Genomic DNA, 19,523 nt, shown 5'->3' on the forward strand with positions numbered 1-19,523 from the left:
CTTTATCCGAGAAACGTTATTCGGATCTATAGAAAGAGAGGGAATTGCATGGAGCAAAATCGAAAGCGGGCAGAAAAACAATTACAGCAAACGATCAACATGGTAGAGACATTACTTCGGATGCCGGCTGTACCACGATCAGAATTGCTTGCATTGGCGAGCTGGATGGAAGGACTCGGCAGAGAGGAAGTCTTTAAGGGACTCGCCGATCAAGTAAGCCATGAAAAAATTACTTGGGAACGAGTAGACGTTGTCATTGATCAGTCAAGCGTCAAAGAATTATTGCAACCTATCGTCGATCAGTTATCAGAGCGCTCACGTGCTAACCGGGTCCGAAAGGAATTAGTCGTCACTGTGACAAAACGTTTTCTTGAGAATATTAAATGGAAAAAGTCACTGGAACAAGCGCGCTATATGTCACGTTTTTTTAGCTCGGTAGAAGATACCTTATCAATGTCACACGACATTACGATGGACGCCGTCATCATCGATTATGCATGTATCACTGATTCAGTGGAAGTGTTCAAAAAGCTCATGAAGCAGATGGAATCCGCATTCGTTCCGATCATCATCGTCGGTCCGAGCCAATCAGAAGTCCGACAAAGTAGTTATGAGATGGGGGCCGATGATTATTGGGATGAAACTGTGAGGAATGAAGAACGTCATGTCCGCCTTGCGCGACTTTTACGAAAACTGAGAGTTGTATCGTCAACAATTTTGGTCGATGAATTGACAGGGGCTTATAATCGGAAATACCTTCAGAATGCATTTGATCGTCGCACAGCACGTTTAGAACGTGAACAACGAACATTTGGATTAGCGATTTTTGATCTTGATCACTTCAAACGAATCAATGACTTACATGGACATCCGACAGGAGACTTAGTCCTATCCGAACTAGCGACCGTCGTTCAACAAGCGGCTCGTCTCGACGATGAGTTCATTCGTTTCGGTGGTGAGGAATTCATTTTACTGTTTTCAGCAGAAACATTGCCTCAAGCAATCGCTAATATGAATAAAATACGTGAACGTATCGAACGACATGTTTTTGCGAATGGATTAAAAATTACTGTTTCGATTGGTCTATCCTTTTCATTTGATATACATACGACGCTTGCTCAAGCGACGGCGGAGGCAGATGAAGCGTTATATCAAGCAAAACGTAATGGACGTAACCAAGTCCTTTCCTACTCTACGGCAATATCGATTGAAAAATTATCTGTGTCTATCCGTGTCGAGGAAAGATTGCTTAAACAAGTCCGTCAGTTGGATCTACCCGATCATCCCAAATACCACTTCGAAGTGGTTCCATTAGACGATCAGCAGACAACACAACTACAACTGGCGATTCTTTCGCTTGATCAATTAGCGATCGAGAACTTTCTGCGACTAGAAGAATGGAGAAAACAACGAGATTCAATCATTGATGTTTTGGTCGTGACGGAACAAGAAGATGATCGTCTTGCAGAAGCCTTATCTCGAGGTGCTACCGATTATGTGATGGTAACTCATGTAGATCAAGAAGTGGAAGAATGGATCACAGAGTGGATTATGCAAATACCGTAAAAAAACCAGCCTTTTCCTTCCGCTATTCGGATGGAAGAGGCTGGTTTTATAATGATCGATCATATTGACGAATGACAAAGGAGTAATCATTTCCTTCTACTGCATCATAATGCGTTTCAGACGTGATTTGAAAAGTAGACGGGATCTCGGGGTAATAGACATCTCCCTCAAGCGTCGCATCAATTTCTGTTACATAGATGCGCCGTACGAGAGGAAGCGTTTGAGCGAATAATTCTCCTCCACCAATCAAAAAGACTTCTTCCTCTGAATCAACATATGGGTGTAAGGTAGATAAATCATGCCAAATTGTCACGCCATCTACTACATAATTTTGATCACGCGTGATGACGATGTTCTCTCGACCAGGTAACGGGCGTCCAATTGATTCGAACGTCTTTCTCCCCATGATGATCGGTTTACCAAGCGTCGTACGCTTAAAGTGTGCTAAATCAGATGGAAGGTGCCACGGCATAACATTATCGCGTCCGATGACATGATTTTTCGTGTACGCTACGATGTGTGTAATCATACAGCCACTACACCTTTAATATGCGGATCAGGATCATATCCTTCGATGATGATATCTTCGAAGCGGAAGTCTTCAATACGATCGACTGTTCGAGCGAAGCGCAGCGTCGGTAATTTTTTAGGGGTACGCGTCAACTGAAGATTGACTTGTTCCACATGGTTCGAATAGATGTGGGCATCTCCGAGCGTATGGACGAAGTCACCGACTTCGAGTCCACACACATGAGCAATCATATGTGTCAGTAAGGCATAGGATGCAATATTGAACGGTACGCCTAAAAAGACGTCGGCAGAACGTTGATACAGCTGACAGGACAGTTTTCCGTCAGCGACATAAAATTGGAACAAGAGATGACATGGAGGTAACGCCATCTCATCGACTTGTCCAGGATTCCAAGCGCTGACGATCAAACGACGGGAATCCGGATTCGTCTTGATTTGTTCGATGACTTGTGCGAGTTGATCGACCGTTGTTCCGTCAGGACGTGGAAAAGAACGCCATTGTGCTCCATACACAGGTCCTAAATCCCCATTCTCATCTGCCCATTCGTTCCAAATGCGCACTCCGTTTTCCTGCAAGTAACGAATATTCGTATCACCCGAAATAAACCAGATCAACTCATGGATGATCGACTTCATATGTAGCTTTTTCGTCGTGATAAGCGGAAAGCCATCTTGAAGGGAGAAGCGCATTTGGTGACCAAACACGCTCAGCGTTCCCGTTCCTGTCCGGTCTTCCTTTTTTGTTCCGTGTTCCAAAATGTGTTCGCAAAGTGCATGATATTGTTCCATCGGATGACAGCTCCTTTTAAAAAAATCCAATTTCCATTGTACCATAAACCATCACGATTTTGAGGAAGCTGGCAGATGTCTTGTGAACAGATAGCGGAATAGACCAAAAAGAGGAATGCCGTCTTGCCATTGCAATGATTGTTCATTTCGAAGACGAATGCGTCGTAATAAATAAACCTGAAGAATATAAAACAGTAATAAATCGACTGTCATCGTTCGAACAAATTGATTCGTCTCGAAATAAATACGGAAAATATTCCAATCGGCACGTGCGAGGGCAAGCCAAAGCAATAATGTCGTCACGACACTCAGTAAAGCGACGACAGTTGGAATCCAACCTCGACGCTGAAACGGTAAAAAGGTTTTCCTTGGAATAGCGAGTGCGACATAGGGCATTAAAACGAATGCACCTAAGAAGAACGACCCTATGCTTGCAACGAGCGGTCCTGGTCGCATAAATCGTTTTTCATCTAAAAATAATAAAAAGAAAGCAAATGGATAAATACCAAGTAAAGCAAACAAACTTAATGCGGAAGTATCAAATTGACTTTGATCGAAACGTAAAAATGAAATTAAGAAACCTTCCGGAAAGACACGATTATTTCCAAATAACAAGATAAAGACAATGGCAATCGCCCAGACCAAGAAGAGCAAATACCGACGATACATTCGCCCACACTCCTTTCTCATACCGTTCTTTCCCATTATATTAGATGTGGTAAACGCCCCTATTTCATATTCCATGATATCAAATAAGTAAAAGTTCTCACTTGAGCACCCTCTTATGGACATGTTAAGATGAGGTTGTGAGAATTGAAAGCGCTTTTACAAATTGATGCAATCGTTTGCTCAATATGTAGCACGACAGGTACATAAAAGAGGAGAGTGTAGAAGATGGAACGTAAATGGTGGCATGATAGTGTCGTTTATCAAATTTACCCTCGTAGTTACAAGGATTCAAATGGAGATGGAATCGGTGACTTAAACGGAATCGTTGAAAAATTGGATTATCTGAAGACACTTGGCATCGACGTCATCTGGTTAAGTCCAGTCTATGATTCACCGAATGACGACAATGGATATGATATCCGAGATTATGAAGCCATCATGAAGGAATTCGGAACAATGGATGATTTTGATCGTCTTCTAGATGAAGCGCATGCACGAGATATCAAAATTGTCATGGATCTCGTCATCAATCATTCGTCGGATGAACATCGGTGGTTTGCGGAATCGCGTCAAAGCAAGGACAATCCGTATCGGGATTATTACATGTGGCGTCCAGCAAATCCAGACGGTTCATTACCGAACAATTGGGGTTCGATTTTCTCTGGTCCTGCATGGGAATATGATGAGGCAACAAATGAGTATTACTTACATCTATTCTCGAAAAAACAGCCTGACTTGAATTGGGAAAATGAACAGATGCGTCAAGAGGTTTATGGGATGATCCGTCGTTGGTTAGATCGAGGAATCGATGGTTTCCGGATGGATGTCATCAACTTGATTTCAAAGACACCTGGATTACCCGATGCGACGGTCCATCCAGGAGCATTGTATGGAGATGGTGGAGAACACTATATCAATGGACCGCGTGTCCATGAATTTCTACATGAGATGAACGAAGCATCGTTTGGAAAGTACGATGTCCTGACAGTCGGTGAGATGCCGGGAGCAACAACAGATGATGCCATTCTTTACACGGATCCGGCACGTAAAGAGGTCAACATGGTCTTTACGTTCGAACATATGGATCTTGATTCAGGTCCGAACGGAAAATGGGATGTCATTCCGTTTGATTTGCTTAAACTCAAGCAAAATTTCACCAAATGGCAAACAGCGTTGCATGAAACAGGCTGGAACTCCCTCTATTGGAACAACCACGATCAACCTCGAGTCGTCAGTCGATTTGGTAATGATACGACGTATCGCGTCGAGTCAGCTAAAATGCTCGCTACGCTCTTACACCTTCTAAAAGGAACGCCATATATCTATCAAGGCGAAGAAATCGGAATGACGAATGTCGCGTTTGAAGACATTACAGACTATGAAGATATCGAAATTCGGAACATGTGGAAAGAACGTACGGCACAAGGAGCATCACCGGCGGAACTACTACGTTCCATCCATATCAAAGGACGCGACAATGCGCGGACACCGATGCAGTGGGATGCATCGGAAAATGCTGGTTTCTCGACGGGAACACCATGGTTGAAGGTCAATCCGAATTATCCAGACATCAATGTGGAACAGGAACTTGCCGATGAACAGTCCATCTTCTATTACTACCAGCAATTGATTCGACTACGACATGATCATGAACTCGTCGTATACGGTCGCTATGAACTCTTACTTGAAGATCATCCGGAAGTCTACGCGTATTCGCGGACGCTTGAAGGAGAAACGTGGTATATCTATTGTTCGTTTGCAGATCATGACATTCATGTACCGATTTCTCACGCGACAACGGATCGCGTGATTGGTAACTACGCTGACACCAATACATCGGATGGCTTGACATTACGGCCATATGAATCTGTCGTTTTCCGAACGTTTGACGCTTAAATTTTCTGATTAAAAAATGGCATTGCCCTTACAAATGTAGGGCGATGCCATTTTAGTCTTTATGAAGTGACCGTTCTAATTGCACGATCTGTTTCACTTGTGAAATAATTTTTTCGCGATCAGTTATTGTCGAATTAAGATGGATACCGTACAACCGCTCAGGACCAGAAGGCTTCTCATGCAATAAAAATCCATCGATGCAGAGCGGCTCGTGCCCTTCGATTAACGAGAACTCAACAACGATTTTCATTGATTTTTGAAGAGGCAGTTTTAATGCAGTAGTGATTGCGATTCCATTTGGTGAGATGTTATGAATCTTCATCAAGCCTTTTGGTGTCCGTTGCTCATTTTTCAGCAAATAAAACTCGCCCGTTACGGGTGTTTTCAATGTATAGCGAAACGGTTCATTACGTTTAATCTTCATCTAGGCACCTCCATTCCCATTATCCGACAATTCGCAAAACTCTTCTAGTCTTTTTTATCAGGCTGCAGCATCTGTTGATCGTTTCGTCGGATGGATGCGCTTTGCTAAATACATGAATGGTGTCGCGAACCAGGCGACGACGAATTTTGCGAGATATGTCGTAATGAAGATTTGCCACCAAATAGAGAATGGCATATCGTGAAAGGCGATCGCACAAAATGTCAACGTATCGAGCAATTGGCTTAATACAGTTGATCCCGTCGTCCGTAACCAAAGTTTTCGTTCGCCTGTCTTTTGACGAATCTTCGAATAAATGAAGACATCAAACAATTGCGACACGAGATAAGCGGCAAGACTACCGACAGCAATCCATGGCAGGAGTCCGAATAGTAGATGTAAAGAATCAGATGTTTCGAGTGCTGCTTTATCGGCGAGTGGGGTATACAAGAGACTGAATTGCATGAGGACGGTCGTCGTGATCAAGGAAAAGAAACCCATATAGACACCTTTTCGAGCGACCTGTTTGCCATATTTCTCATTGAGAATATCCGTCGCTAAATAACAACTGCCATAAACGACATTTCCTAACGTGAAGACGAAACCAAAAATATCGACGGTTTGTGTGACTTGAATGTTTGCAATGATTGTTGCGATGGCAATCCACATCAACAATCCGGTCTTTCCAAATAGATAATAACTGAAAATCAATAATCCCATCGTTAATAAAATGGAAGGGATCCATAACCATTCGTTCATGAGGTAGACTCCTTTCTGTTCATACAGATGAAAATTGTACGCTGAAATCGATCGCCTGTCAAAGGTGAGTTACACATGTGACCAATATAAAAAAAGACCATGAATCTCATGGTCTTTCAAATAGTGTTCAACCGAGTCGTTGTAAAGAATATCGACGTCGTCTCCCTTTGACGTAATAGTTCTCAATCGACGTAAAGTCATTTGCTTCTAAAATACGTTTCGCGTAAAAAGCGTGTGGTGATTGATCGAGAACACGCGCGCGTACTTCATGACGATCTAGTACTCCCGAATGCTTTAATGCTTCGGCAACTGCTTGAGTAGCTATACCACGTCGTGTATAAGGATCAAACACCATAAAGTCGAGTTGAAAATAGTGACCCATTTTCAAAAGTAGAACCCGCCCGACGATCGTATCTGCTTCAACGATATCAAAGTAGTAATCTTCAGGATAACTGTGCTCGACGGAATCAAAAGCTCGCTCTTCTCCAAGCTCATGGTCATACCCTTTGATTTCTTGCGGAGACAGCCCATATGCTTGCTCGCCATACTTCAAGAAATGGTCGTACTCAGCTTGATCGACATGACGTAATGCTCGACGTCTTAATTCCATCACAAAATCCTCCCTCATCCCAATTGATGCTTCGTTTACATTATAGCGATACCCTCCTTGCAATTGCAAAAATTAACTGGAACCGATCCGCAGGAAGAAATTTAAAAAAATCATTTTGTAATCATCTTGTGATTGTTTTAATTACCTCGAAATATGGTAAAGTAATGATGTAGACAACTGCATACTGGAAGGGGCTGGAAACGTGTTCACAGAACGTGACGGAATCAAATTGCGTTTAGAGCAAATCGAACGATTGTATTCGGACTTGAATCGTGAAGCGAAACAATTGACGGAACGCTTACGCCAATTAGATGAACAAGGGGATGAAGTACAACATGATCTTTCTCTTAACAAAGAAGATCGTGATCATTTGAAGTCAAGCATCGATGAGACACTTCAAGCTCTCATGAAACGGACTACGGTCGATGCAAAAGTCGAACAGGAAAAGCAAGAAGACCTGATTTCGAAAAAAGCATTGATCGAAGATATTGAAGGATTATTGAAGAAAAAGAAATGAGCTAGCTGCGGCTGGCTTATTTTTTATGGGGGAAATAAGTATGAAACCAACCATTGGACTGACGACGTGTCTTCGTCCGACTGACGTCGTGCATCATCGTGTGAAGCAATTATTAGCGGATGAGACGATACACTTCGTCTATATCGCACGGCAAAAAAAAAGCATAGAACACCTACAACAGGAGACGAGATTGCCGGTATTAGTCGTCGATAAGAAACGACTAGATTTATACCCACTAGGCGAAACGACATCGTTCTTTTTCCATCCTTCAAGTGCGGTCTTTCGCATCAAACAAATTGCTGCAGGTGGAAGAGATCCTCTCGTTGCGATGGGACGCCTATCAGAAGGGATGCATGTGTTAGATTGTACACTCGGTTTAGGTGCAGATGCGATTGTCATGAGTCATGCCATTGGAGAGCAGGGGCGGATCATCGGTCTAGAAAGCAAGACTGAGACAGCCTTTGTCGTCAAGGACGGATTAAAACGCTGGGAAGAATCTTACGAACCAATCAATCAGGCGATGCGACGAATCGAAGTAAAAGTCAGACACCATCTCGCATTTTTGAAAGAATGTCCGGATAATTGCTTTGATGTCATCTACTTTGACCCCATGTTTGAACAGACTGTTGAAGAATCGACACATCTCGACGCTTTACGAAAACTTGCGAATTATGAAGCCTTATCTGTTGAAGCGATGATTGAGGCGAAGCGTGTGGCACGTCAGCGCATCGTATTAAAAGCACATTATGAGAGCCCGCTGTTTGAGCGCTTTGGATTTGAACGATCCAAGCGTAAGACGTCGAAGTTGCATTATGGCGTGATTGAACTGTAAGTCAAAAAAGACCTCTGCCGATTTTGCGGCAGAGGTCTCACTGTTGATAGTGATTATTGAATAGCGTCTTTTAATTCGTCTTCCATCTCTTCGAACGTTTCCTGAACGGCACTGACCGGTTGTTTCGTCATCAAGCTGACGACGACCGTAAAGATCAAGCTGGTGAAGAATCCAGGTACCATTTCGTAAAGCGTCGTGCTAAGCCCGAGTTGCACCCAAATGATGACAGTCAAGGCACCTGAGATGATACCTGCTAATGCGCCTTGTTTCGTCATCCGTTTCCAATAGAGGGAAAGCAAGATGATCGGACCAAAGGCAGAACCGAATCCAGCCCAAGCGTAACCGACAAGTGCAAGAATTGTCGCTGACGGATTCCAAGCGAGGATACTCGCAACGATAGCTACAACAAGAACAGCAATTCGACCTGTTAAGACGAGTTGTTTATCTGTTGCATTCTTTTTCAAGAACGTCTTGTAAAAGTCTTCTGTCAACGCACTTGATGTGACAAGTAATTGTGAGGAAATCGTCGACATGATTGCCGCGAGAATCGCAGCCATCAAGAACCCTGTGATATACGGGTGGAATAGTACATCCGAGAAACGGATAAAGACTGTTTCCGGATCACCTAGTCCATTCCCTTGTCCTTCGAAATAGGCAATTCCAACTAGACCTGTCATCATGGCACCAATGATAGAGATGAACATCCATCCAATACCGATGCGACGAGCACTTTTTAAGTCCTTGACAGAGCGAATCGCCATAAAACGAACAATAATATGTGGTTGACCAAAGTAACCAAGTCCCCAAGCAAGGAATCCGATGATTCCAAGAACTGTTGTCCCTTTAAATGGATCAAACAACGAAGGGTCTAATTTTTCAGCATAGTTGAATGCACCATCGACTCCGCCGACGTCGGTCAATGCAACGACAGGAACGAGCACGAGTGCAATGAACATGATACAGCCCTGGACGAAGTCGGTCCAACTAACTGCGAGAAAACCGCCGAATAAGGTGTAGGCGATTACGACCGCAATCGTCAAGAGCATACCATAGTGGTAATCAAATCCGAATGAGCTGACAAATAATTTTCCACCTGAAACGATTCCAGCTGATGTGTAGAACGTGAAGAAGATGATGATGACGAGTGCTGACACAGTACGAAGCACGCGTGATTTGTCTTCAAAACGATTCTCTAAGAAATCAGGAATTGTAATCGAGTCATTTGCCATTTCCGTATAGAGTCGGAAACGTGGAGCGAGTACTAAATAGTTTACGTAACATCCAATCAATAATCCGAGTGCGAGCCAGAGTGCTGAAACACCTGTCGCGTACATGGCGCCGGGAAGTCCCATGAGCATCCATCCACTCATATCCGATGCACCAGCAGAAAGTGCTGTAACACCAGGACCGAGATCGCGTCCGCCTAACATGTAATCCTCTGTGTTCGTCGTTCGTTTGTAGGCAAAATAACCGATTGCCAACATGAGAACAAGATACAGAATGATTGAAATCCATTCTTGCGTCATAAAGTTAAATCCTCCAAATACAATAGTTTTTTTACGATCAAGCATACATTGACCTGTTCGCCAAATGATATGTTCCCCACCTTACAGAGGATAAAACGACTTTGCAAGCCACTTCATTTTCAGGAAAAGTGCCACCATGCCTAGTGCCTCAAGAGATTGAAACGGTTTTAGTCCCTATTAAAGTTCTTCTAATCAAAATATTCCGAATAATTCACTGCATTAAAAAATGACCTTAATGATTTAAGGTCATTCGAGTCAAATTAATTGCTCCAAAATCGTTCGTACGCAGCGCTTAAGCGGTCTAGAGCTTGATCGAGCTGTGCGCGAGGGCAACCGATATTTAAGCGTTCAAACGTTTCTCCATGGGAACCGAATGAAGAACCGTGTGTCAAAGCGAGTTTTGCTTCCTTAACGAGCCAATCGGCGCGCGTTTTGCTATCGAGATTAAGTGCTTTGAAATCAATCCACAACAAGAATGTAGATTCTGGAATGATGACATTTAATTTCGGCATTTCTTGACGAATACGACGGACGGCATGGTCACGATTGTCTTCCAAATAAACAAGGAGTTGCGATAACCATTGCTCACTCGCATGATCTCCGTACGCCGCCGAAATAGCAGTTGAAGCCAATGCGTTTGGATGAACAAAATGACGTTGCTGGACACCCTCGATCCGTTGACGAATCGAAGTGTCTGGTACGACCAAATAAGACGCGTAAAGTCCAGGAATATTGAATGTTTTGGATGGTGCGCTGACCAAAATGATTTTTTCATAATCTAAGGCAAGAATTGGTGTGTGCACAGAACCCTTATAGACGAGATCCGCATGAATTTCATCGGATACAAGGTAGACATCGTGTTGTTTCGCGAGTGCTACGATGCGCTGTAATTCCTCTTTAGGAAAGACTTTTCCGCTTGGATTATGAGGACTACACAGAATCATCATCTGCGCAGTCTGCATTTGTTGTTCGAGAAGCGAGAAATCCGTCCGGTACGTCTCTTCTTCTAAAAGAAGTGGATTCTCAACGATCTGCCGTTGGTTAGACTGGATGATCTGATGAAATGGTGGATAGACAGGTGTCTGGATGATGATTGAATCACCAGGTTCAGTTAGCGCTAGGACTGTATGGGCAAGTCCTGGAACAACACCGTTCGAATAAAGAATGGAATCGGTAGTGATCGTTACGTCATATCGCTTCAGAAACCAATGCTGAATCGCTTGTTTTGCTTCCTCTTCAAACATCGAGTAACCGAAATGACCTGTAGCAGCACGTCTTGTCAACCGTTCTGTGAGATGATGCGGTGGACGGACATCCATGTCGGCGACCCACATCGGAATCAGCTCATCGGATCCATAAAGTAAATGAAGTCCGTCCCATTTGACGGATCCTGTATTTCGTTTCTCAACCGTTTCATCGAAATTAATCTGTTCCATCAGACTTCACTTCCTATTCTTTTTAAGTTAAACTACTCCATTTCACCATAGCGGATAAAGAGAGGAAGGAGCAAGTCGGAAAATAAAAGGTTTAACATTTATTCGATCAGGCAATTATTTAACTCGAACCTACCATAACAGAACGGAGTGATGATCATGTTACATTCTAAAGTAGTTGTCGGACGAACGCCTGAAGAATTAGAAGAACGATTGAACGAATTTTTTGAGAACAATGGTGTTGGATCAAACGCCATCATTACGTTGAAGTTTTCAACATTCGTCGCGTCTAAAGCGGATGAACATTATTCGGTTTTAGTCGTCTATGATAATTCATTAACAAAAACGACACTGTAAAAAAGTAACAAGGAGTTGCGTGGAAATCACGTCGACTTCTTGTCTTGTCTTTTCTTATAAGTTATACTAGAAACAGATTTTACAAGCTTCCGTAGGTTAATGGCAGACCTCAGCAATGGTAATGCTGCAGTGCGAGTTCGATTCTCGCCGGAAGCATACACGCGTCTTTCGTCTCAAGTGATATATACTTGAAACGAAAGACTTTTTTTATGATGGATTCATCTTTGATTGAGGAGTGAACTTCATGCATCCAGTCATTCATTCTGTTGGCGATAAGATCAAGCAAGAACGAAAAAAACAAGGAATGACACAGAAAGCACTTTGTGAAGGAATTTGTAGTCAGGCTGAGATCAGCAAAATCGAAAATGGTCGAAATTCTCCGACGATTGATTTACTACAGCAAATTTGTCGAAGACTGCGCATTCCGATTTCATTGTTTTTTGAAGATGAAATCGTGTCACAAAAATTAAATGAGATTGATCAAAAAATGTTACGCCATATGAGGGAGAAAAATTACTCATCTATGGACAAAGATTTAGAAGAATATGCGAAATCAAATACAGCGTTTGAAATTCAAGTGTTAATTCGTTATCATCGAAAATTACTATTATATGAAAAAGGAAACATCGATTTTAGAACATGTATTTCTGCTTTATTGAAATTAGTCAGCGAAGAAAAGTTAGAAGAAAAATCATTTCTTCTCTATACTCGAATTCAAATGGCAATCGCTGTATTGTATACGAATCATGAAGATTACCTGCATTCCCATCAAATCTACGTAGAATTACTAAAACTACATTATCAGACACGAGAATATAAAAAAATTAGAATGAAAATCATATACAACTATTTACGTAACTTATACAGATTAAAGCGATTCGAGGAAGGGTTACAAGAAGTAGAACGAGTCATAGAAGAAACTAAAGAAATAGAAGATTTGACATACCTTGGTCATTTCTATTATCAAAAGGGCTTTTTTTTAGAATCATTAAACGCTCCTGAGAAAAGTGTTAAAGAAGCTTACACGATTGCTTACTCATTTTTTACTGCGACAAACAATCACGCATACCGAAAAATTCTTGAAACACATTTATCAGATTTATTACTATTCCCTATCGACAGAAGTGAAGGGAAATGATGAATTTGGAAAATTTAACTTCGTCAATTGGTAAAAAGATTAAACAATTGCGTATTGAAAAGCGTATGACTCAAAATGAATTATGTGAAGATATTTGTAGCCAAGCTGAAATCAGTAAAATCGAGAATGGCTTAAATTCACCAACCGTAGAATTATTACAAAAAATTGCCTCTCGTTTAAATAGTCCAATTGCACTTTTATTTGAGGATCCTCAAGCTAATGAAGAGATAGAGTTTTTTGATAAATTTGTTTCGGATCAACTTCGAGAAGAGAATTTTGATCAAATCATACAATTCATTTTAAACTATGATTATAACGAGAATATGAATTTAATCATATTAAGTACTTACTTTCAAATCATCGTGGATCTGAAACAAGATCAATATGATTTTAGAACGGCGACTTCCTTATTAAGTAATCTAATACGCGAATATGATGTTTGGAATGAATCTATTTCTTTATTTGTTCGGATTAAAACAGCAATTGCCAATCTATATGCTGAACATGAGTTGTATCATTTAACTACAAGTGCATATCTCGACATTGAAGCGTCTTTAGAAAAAATCGGAAGTTCATTATATGTCACTTCATTGATAAAAATTTATTTTAATCATGCTCAAATTCTTTTATATCAAGACATGTTTGAAGAAGCGAACGTGTTTATTCAAAAAGGGATTAATTTATGCTTAGATTCACAACAAACCTTTCTTTTAGGTCATTTTTATTTTCAATTAGGTAATTATCAAGAATCCGTCAACAACGGCTTATTTCAAAAAACATATACATTAGCCTATACATTGCTTCACGCATTTGAATTTCAAACGACGAAACAATTAGTCGTTGACTTGAAGAAAGAATATTTATTGTTTACTTTCGAATCTACCGCTAAACACGAATCATGATTTAAGATACGATGTGACGTTTTAAAGTATTTGGAGGATTTGATAAGATGGTTAAAGCTAATCCAATTGGAGAAAACTTAAAACGATTTCGTGTTCAAAAGGGGTATTCTCAAAATGAACTGTGCGCTAATTTATGCAGTCAGGCTGAAATTAGTAAAATTGAAAATGGCTTAAATTCTCCGACTGTTGAGTTAATACAACAACTGGCTGTAAGGTTGCAAGTTCCCATCTCGTTGTTATTTCAAGAACATACAGATGAAGAAAAGTTCTTTCAGCTGGATCGATTCTTATCCGACTTGCTTCGAGAGGAAAAGTACCAAGAGGCAATGGAACGAATCAACCAGCAGGAAGTGGATGCAATCGTCGAAGTAGATATTTTAAAAATTTACATCAAGACGATCATTGATTTAAAACAAAATCGGATTGATTTTCGGACAGCTGCGAGCCTACTCAGCAACTTGTTGAATGAAAAAGAAGTGTGGTCGCATTCCATTCAATTGTTCATTCGAATCAAAATGGCGATTGCAAATATGTATTCAGAAAAGGATCTATTTCATTTAACGGAATCCGTATATCAGGAATTGGAAAATGAAATTGAAATCCTTCAGTCGAATAATCATCTGAATGCGCTATTAAAAATTTATTTTAATCATTGTCAGATTCTTGAATACCAAGGGAAGTCTGAGGACAGTATCGCCATCGCTAAGAAAGGATATGAACTATGTTTGCTGCATAATCATACATTTTTATTTGGACATTTTTATTATCAGCTCGCGCACTATCACGAACAGTCAGGTGAAGATGAGATGTCACTTCAAAAACAGTATTCCGTCGCCTATACATTGTTTCACGCGTTTGAGCACGACGTTCGAAAACAGATGATTCTACGTATGAAGGAGCAATATATATTATTTGAGTTTTAATTTTTTATAACAACTTTCACTGCAAAAAAAAAATACCTTGCCGGTCTAAAAATCACCGAACAAGGTATTCAGGAGAGTCTTCAGTTGGAAGACGGTCATTTCTTAGGTCACTTTTACTTTCAAAGGGGATACTTTAAGCAGCAATTAAATGGTGATCTCTCAGATATCCAGCGTGATTTTACGATGGCCTATTCCTTATTTTGTGCATTTGATATGCCGATTCATGAAAAACGTCTTCTGGAAGAATATGCAGAGTATGTTCTATTCCCAATTTAAAACGAACGACCGAATTGTCGGCACTCTTGAAGCGCTTGTTCGATCAATTCAGATGCACGATCTGGGTATTGCTGATGTCCTTCTAAAATGACAGTTGATACATCATTGATCCCAAAGAATGCTAACAAGTCCAACATATAGCGAACCGCGTGTTCACTTGGGGCTTTCTCTTTTGTCGAGTAATCACCACCGCGTGAATGAATCAACAGCACTTGTTTGTCTTCAACAAGTCCGATCGAACCTTCGGCTGTATAACGAAACGTTTGACCAGCCTGGGCGAGATAATCCATGTAATTGTGAAGCGGTGCCGGAACCGTTAAGTTCCACATCGGAAATGAAAAGACAACTTTATCGGCATCTAAGAATCCGTTTAAATATTCTTGAAGCCGTTGTGCATGAGTCGCATCATCTCCAGTTAATTCTTCCCCTTTAAATAGCCGCCCTGCCGCGTTCGCAAGTTTTAGATCAAAGAAGGGAAGACGTTCCTCGAATAAATTCAAAACCGTAATTTTGTCCTCAGGATGATTTTCACGATAAGCATTCAGAAAGGCATCGTTTAATTCAGAACTAATGCCTTTTTTTTGATGCGTGCTATCGTTTGCTTCGATGAATAGTAAATGAGACATAGTGATCGCTCCTTTCTATACCTATCTATTCCCATTTTGCTTAAAATCATGACTTCCCATTATTTTATTATTTTTAGAAAATTCAAGTTTTATTTTGGTTCTGATAAGGAAAATAAACGACAGGAACTTGAAAGAGGGGATGGCGATGAATACACAGCGACGTTCTTCCAATAGTCAGCAATATCATCGAGAAATTCGGGCAAATTATCAATTGTTCGGGATGATCATTTTTATTTTGACGAGTTGTGGTGCCGTTTTATATATCGTTGCCAATACATTTAGTAGTTATGGTTTGAAAGGAGAGGATTGGATACGTGCACTTGTCATTGCGAGTGCTGGGAGTGTTCAATACTTCATCGGTAAAAGTACATTATCAGACCGACTAAAGCCACATATGATGTCTAGCGTTTTTTTATTGATTCCATATATTTATCATCCATTCATCGGTAGGGGAGTCCAGACAGTTTGGGCATGTGCCCTTCTATTCATATTAGCTTCCTTAGTCGTCATCAACCGAACGATGCTACTGTACGCAACAAGCATCACGACGGTTTCTCTTCTTTATATTTGGTATCAAACTCCATCACTTGAAAACACTTCGATGTTTGTATCCGATCACATCGCGCGTATTGGACTTATCTTGATTGCGACGATCATTAGTTTACTGATCCATAATCAATACGTTACCCGTCTTGAACGAAATATTGAATACTTAGCCCGTTTACAGGAACAAGCATTTACGGATCCCGTGACAGGTTTACCAAACCGCTCTTCGTTTGTCATTGAAGTAGATAAGAAAAAACAAGATGGCGATATGATTTGTCTCGTGGATTTGGATGATTTCAAAACAGTAAATGATGCATTCGGTTACCGAACTGGTGATCGTTCATTACACATCATTGGTCGACGATTGATGAATCGTTTTTCAGATTGTACGATTGCGAAAGCGAGCGGGAGTGCTTTTTTACTTCATGCGCCTTATCATCATGATGCACGAGTCCTCTGTGACGATATTTTATCAAGTGTATCAGAACGTGTACAAATTGACTTTAAGCAAATCAATGTTACTGCGAGTATTGGTGTTTCCTATATTAATGATGAATCGACGGACCATGTCATCAATGACGCGGAGATTGCATTATTTACAGCCAAAGCAAATCGAAAGAACACGTATGCGATCACAGACTTAGCAACACAAAATGAACGGAAGCGAGCACTCCAGTTAACGCGCGATTTATATGATGCAGAATTGGATCGAGACTTCTTTATTTTATTTCAACCTCAAGTCAATGCGAGAACGCGTCAAATTACAGGTGTAGAGGCTTTAATTCGTTGGAATCATCCGGAATATGGTCTTGTTCCACCAGTTGAGTTCATTCCACTCGCGGAAAGAACACGATTTATTGAGACATTAGGGCGATGGGTCATGCGTCAAGCCTGTCTTCAAGGAAAAGCTTGGTTGGAGGAAGGGAAGGAACCTCTGACGATTTCGGTTAATGTTTCACCGTGGGAATTACGACAAGCTGATTTTACGAATCGAGTGCTCACTATATTAAAGCAAACAGGTTTTCCTCCATCCCTACTTGAAATCGAGATGACAGAACATATCTTTATCGAAGGAACCGAGCAAATTATCGAAACATTAAACGCACTCCATTTGTATGGCATTCGAATCGCTCTTGATGATTTTGGAACTGGATTCTCATCTATGCAACCACTCGTGGAACTACCGTTCGATCAATTAAAAATTCCAAAAGAAATCGTTCAAGAAGCGATTCATTCTGAAAGGAAACGAGCAATGATCGAGACGATCATTCAATTAGGAAAACGATTAAATATGACAATCGTAGCAGAAGGAATCGAACTTGAAGAAGAGGCAACATTGCTCGAACAGATGGGGTGTCATACGTTGCAAGGATATCTATTCTATCGACCGCTACAGCCGCAACAATTAGAACATTTTTTAGCGATGTATCGAGAAGGCTAAACAGATATCAAACAATTGAAAATACAAACAGGCGAAGGATCATGTCCATCGCCTGTTTGTATTACCATATAGGAGATAATAAATCAGAGATACCGGGCAAAACGACGCTCGAGAATCTCTTGGATGACTGCGATACATGAACATATACCCCAGTAAATGAACGCAACGACAAAATAGACGGTCATATAGTCGAATTCACGCCCACCAACGATTTTTGCCTTTTGAAAAATTTCAGGGACAGTAATCATGGCAGCAAGCGACGAAGCTTTAACAAGATCTAGCAAGACGTTCGAAAGCGGTGGGATGGCAATTCGAATCGCTTGCGGCAAAATGATGCCAACAAACGTCCGATACCTAGATAAACCGAGGGACGCTGCTGCCTCTTCCTGCCCACGATCAATCGAGAGTAAGGAAGAACGAATGATTTCTGCCATGTATGCCGCACTATTTAAACTAAAACCAGTAATCGCAGCGGTCAACGCGTTCAGTTGAATATTGATGACTGGCAGCCCGAAATACAACATGAACAATAGCACAAGGATGGGTACACCACGCATAAATGAGATGTAGGCGCTCGCTCCAATACGCAATACTCGAAAATGAGAGAGACGACAAAGCGCAAGAATTAACCCAATTCCAAGACCAATCGCCATGCTGAGCAAAGAAATCCATAATGTTTGTCCAAGTCCACTTAAAATATATGGAAACGAATCAACCGCCAATTCAGGATTGAAGACGGACCGCCAATCAATCGATGACATCATTAGTTCACATCGACAATCGTCGTTTTGACGTCAGGCATTTGGGAAACATTCTTTCCGGCATAAAATTGCTTCGAAATGTCTTTTAATGTACCGTCTTCCTTCATTTTATCGAGTTGTTCGTTAATGTTGGATTGAAGTTCTTTATTGTCTAAATCCATGATTAAACCGACTTGGCTCGGGTTATAGGCGATGTCCGGATGAATCGTGATATCGAAGTCTTTGAAGAAATCGACAGCCAGTGTTTGCAAGTAATAATCATTCAAGATGACGTCTGTGCGACCATTTGAGACATCTCGTAGATATTGATCGTTCGTCGCATTATCGTAAGTGACTTCTTTTGCACCGTATTTTTTAGCAATCTGCATATATGTCGTTGTTGCTTCTCCGGCAGCTTTTTTTCCTTTTAGATCTTCTAGAGACTTGATGCCTGACAAATCACTTTTACGGACGATTGCCGTACCATACGTATATTTATATGGTTTTGAGAAAGCGAATTTTTCTTTACGGTCATCGGTGATCGTAATGTCGTTAGCCGCAAGGTCAACCTGACCTGTATTAACGCTTGTCAACATACCGTCGAAAGACATCTCTTTGAACTTTACTTTCAAATCAAGCCGTTTGGCTACTTCTTTGACGACTTCAACGTCAAACCCCGTCAATTTATTACTTTTTTCATCATGATAGGACGTCGGGTAAAGTGTACCTGCTGTTGCGACGACGATTGTGCCTTCTTTTTGGATTTTATCGTATGCGGTTGCTTTCTCGTCTTGTTGACCGCATGCGCTTAATAGAATCGAGCTTCCTGCAATCAAGAGTCCCGTCCATTGCATTGTTTTTTTCATCGTATTATTCCTCTCTTTATTTCCGTAATCAGTAACGCTGTTCCTACTTAAAAATACCACGGAATCACATGTTCGGGCAAAGCAATACGCGCATAAAGTGTTGGATTTAATTAAAAAAAATATTGAATGAATATCCAAGTATATGTAAGCGTTATCAAT

General features: G+C 41.0%; 21 protein-coding genes and 1 tRNA gene. 11 read left to right on the plus strand and 11 right to left on the minus strand.

Annotated features, from left to right (window positions below):
* Window positions 1-48: 48 nt before the first annotated feature.
* Window positions 49-1,566 carry a diguanylate cyclase gene (locus B2U10_RS07485; protein WP_290786566.1) on the plus strand — a complete coding sequence of 506 codons (1,518 nt, stop codon included), beginning with the start codon at window positions 49-51 and terminating at the stop codon, window positions 1,564-1,566.
* Between the two features lie 46 nt (window positions 1,567-1,612).
* Here the strand turns inward: B2U10_RS07485 and B2U10_RS07490 are convergent, their stop codons facing one another.
* Genes B2U10_RS07490 through B2U10_RS07500 form a run of 3 tightly spaced genes read right to left on the minus strand, consistent with a single transcriptional unit; the run spans window position 1,613 to window position 3,555 of the window.
* Window positions 1,613-2,095: a dihydrofolate reductase gene (locus B2U10_RS07490; protein WP_290786568.1), complete on the minus strand. Its 483-nt coding sequence runs from the start codon at window positions 2,093-2,095 to the stop codon at window positions 1,613-1,615.
* The gene (locus tag B2U10_RS07495) at window positions 2,092-2,886 is read right to left on the minus strand and encodes a thymidylate synthase (protein ID WP_029341960.1); all 795 of its coding nucleotides are present in this window, start codon (window positions 2,884-2,886) and stop codon (window positions 2,092-2,094) included. Before B2U10_RS07495 ends, B2U10_RS07490 begins: the two co-directional genes overlap by 4 nt.
* A 51-nt stretch (window positions 2,887-2,937) precedes the next feature.
* Window positions 2,938-3,555 (minus strand): hypothetical protein, encoded by a 618-nt coding sequence (locus B2U10_RS07500; RefSeq protein ID WP_290786570.1) that lies wholly within the window; start codon window positions 3,553-3,555, stop codon window positions 2,938-2,940.
* Between the two features lie 225 nt (window positions 3,556-3,780).
* Between B2U10_RS07500 and B2U10_RS07505 the strand changes: the two genes are divergently transcribed.
* Window positions 3,781-5,451: a glycoside hydrolase family 13 protein gene (locus B2U10_RS07505; RefSeq protein WP_290786572.1), complete on the plus strand. Its 1,671-nt coding sequence runs from the start codon at window positions 3,781-3,783 to the stop codon at window positions 5,449-5,451.
* Window positions 5,452-5,503: 52 nt separating this feature from the next.
* Here B2U10_RS07505 and B2U10_RS07510 read toward each other — a convergent pair whose 3' ends face one another.
* The 3 genes from B2U10_RS07510 to B2U10_RS07520 all read right to left on the minus strand — a co-directional run bounded on the left by B2U10_RS07510 (window position 5,504) and on the right by B2U10_RS07520 (window position 7,241).
* Window positions 5,504-5,875, minus strand: coding sequence for a PilZ domain-containing protein (locus B2U10_RS07510; protein WP_035407335.1), 372 nt, complete (start codon window positions 5,873-5,875; stop codon window positions 5,504-5,506).
* 57 nt (window positions 5,876-5,932) lie between these two features.
* Window positions 5,933-6,631: a queuosine precursor transporter gene (locus tag B2U10_RS07515; RefSeq protein ID WP_035407338.1), complete on the minus strand. Its 699-nt coding sequence runs from the start codon at window positions 6,629-6,631 to the stop codon at window positions 5,933-5,935.
* Between the two features lie 127 nt (window positions 6,632-6,758).
* Complete coding sequence (locus tag B2U10_RS07520) at window positions 6,759-7,241, minus strand: GNAT family N-acetyltransferase (protein ID WP_035407341.1); 483 nt, start codon at window positions 7,239-7,241, stop codon at window positions 6,759-6,761.
* 202 nt (window positions 7,242-7,443) lie between these two features.
* Between B2U10_RS07520 and B2U10_RS07525 the strand changes: the two genes are divergently transcribed.
* Window positions 7,444-7,758, plus strand: coding sequence for a hypothetical protein (locus tag B2U10_RS07525; RefSeq protein WP_023468579.1), 315 nt, complete (start codon window positions 7,444-7,446; stop codon window positions 7,756-7,758).
* 40 nt (window positions 7,759-7,798) lie between these two features.
* Complete coding sequence (locus tag B2U10_RS07530; protein ID WP_290786575.1) at window positions 7,799-8,590, plus strand: class I SAM-dependent methyltransferase; 792 nt, start codon at window positions 7,799-7,801, stop codon at window positions 8,588-8,590.
* A gap of 53 nt (window positions 8,591-8,643) precedes the next feature.
* On the opposite strand, the gene putP is transcribed toward B2U10_RS07530, so the two are convergent.
* Complete coding sequence (gene putP, locus B2U10_RS07535) at window positions 8,644-10,116, minus strand: sodium/proline symporter PutP (RefSeq protein WP_290751086.1); 1,473 nt, start codon at window positions 10,114-10,116, stop codon at window positions 8,644-8,646.
* Window positions 10,117-10,376: 260 nt separating this feature from the next.
* Window positions 10,377-11,552, minus strand: a complete 1,176-nt coding sequence (locus B2U10_RS07540; RefSeq protein WP_290786577.1) for a MalY/PatB family protein — start codon at window positions 11,550-11,552, stop codon at window positions 10,377-10,379.
* A gap of 156 nt (window positions 11,553-11,708) precedes the next feature.
* On the opposite strand from B2U10_RS07540, the gene B2U10_RS07545 reads away from it, so the two are divergent.
* The 6 genes from B2U10_RS07545 to B2U10_RS07570 all read left to right on the plus strand — a co-directional run bounded on the left by B2U10_RS07545 (window position 11,709) and on the right by B2U10_RS07570 (window position 15,145).
* Window positions 11,709-11,906, plus strand: coding sequence for a hypothetical protein (locus B2U10_RS07545; protein WP_035407347.1), 198 nt, complete (start codon window positions 11,709-11,711; stop codon window positions 11,904-11,906).
* Window positions 11,907-11,991: 85 nt separating this feature from the next.
* Window positions 11,992-12,062, plus strand: a tRNA-Thr gene (locus B2U10_RS07550).
* A gap of 88 nt (window positions 12,063-12,150) precedes the next feature.
* Window positions 12,151-13,044 carry a helix-turn-helix domain-containing protein gene (locus tag B2U10_RS07555; RefSeq protein ID WP_290786579.1) on the plus strand — a complete coding sequence of 298 codons (894 nt, stop codon included), beginning with the start codon at window positions 12,151-12,153 and terminating at the stop codon, window positions 13,042-13,044.
* Window positions 13,041-13,946: a helix-turn-helix domain-containing protein gene (locus B2U10_RS07560; protein WP_290786581.1), complete on the plus strand. Its 906-nt coding sequence runs from the start codon at window positions 13,041-13,043 to the stop codon at window positions 13,944-13,946. The genes B2U10_RS07555 and B2U10_RS07560 overlap by 4 nt, the downstream gene beginning before the upstream one ends.
* Window positions 13,947-13,993: 47 nt before the next feature.
* Window positions 13,994-14,869: a helix-turn-helix domain-containing protein gene (locus B2U10_RS07565; RefSeq protein WP_290786583.1), complete on the plus strand. Its 876-nt coding sequence runs from the start codon at window positions 13,994-13,996 to the stop codon at window positions 14,867-14,869.
* Between the two features lie 6 nt (window positions 14,870-14,875).
* On the plus strand, window positions 14,876-15,145 hold the full coding sequence (locus B2U10_RS07570) for a hypothetical protein (protein WP_290787648.1): 270 nt from the start codon (window positions 14,876-14,878) through the stop codon (window positions 15,143-15,145).
* On the opposite strand, the gene B2U10_RS07575 is transcribed toward B2U10_RS07570, so the two are convergent.
* Window positions 15,142-15,771: an FMN-dependent NADH-azoreductase gene (locus B2U10_RS07575; RefSeq protein ID WP_056062089.1), complete on the minus strand. Its 630-nt coding sequence runs from the start codon at window positions 15,769-15,771 to the stop codon at window positions 15,142-15,144. The two genes, B2U10_RS07570 and B2U10_RS07575, sit on opposite strands and share 4 nt — an antisense overlap.
* A 145-nt stretch (window positions 15,772-15,916) precedes the next feature.
* Here B2U10_RS07575 and B2U10_RS07580 point away from each other — a divergent pair, with 145 nt between their 5' ends.
* Complete coding sequence (locus B2U10_RS07580; protein ID WP_290786586.1) at window positions 15,917-17,758, plus strand: putative bifunctional diguanylate cyclase/phosphodiesterase; 1,842 nt, start codon at window positions 15,917-15,919, stop codon at window positions 17,756-17,758.
* A gap of 83 nt (window positions 17,759-17,841) precedes the next feature.
* Here B2U10_RS07580 and B2U10_RS07585 read toward each other — a convergent pair whose 3' ends face one another.
* Window positions 17,842-18,522: an amino acid ABC transporter permease gene (locus B2U10_RS07585; RefSeq protein WP_035407367.1), complete on the minus strand. Its 681-nt coding sequence runs from the start codon at window positions 18,520-18,522 to the stop codon at window positions 17,842-17,844.
* The gene (locus B2U10_RS07590) at window positions 18,522-19,364 is read right to left on the minus strand and encodes a transporter substrate-binding domain-containing protein (protein ID WP_035407369.1); all 843 of its coding nucleotides are present in this window, start codon (window positions 19,362-19,364) and stop codon (window positions 18,522-18,524) included. Before B2U10_RS07590 ends, B2U10_RS07585 begins: the two co-directional genes overlap by 1 nt.
* Window positions 19,365-19,523 lie beyond the last annotated feature (159 nt).

This window comes from Exiguobacterium sp. UBA7533 (assembly GCF_002479335.1).
Lineage (GTDB): Bacteria > Bacillota > Bacilli > Exiguobacteriales > Exiguobacteriaceae > Exiguobacterium_A.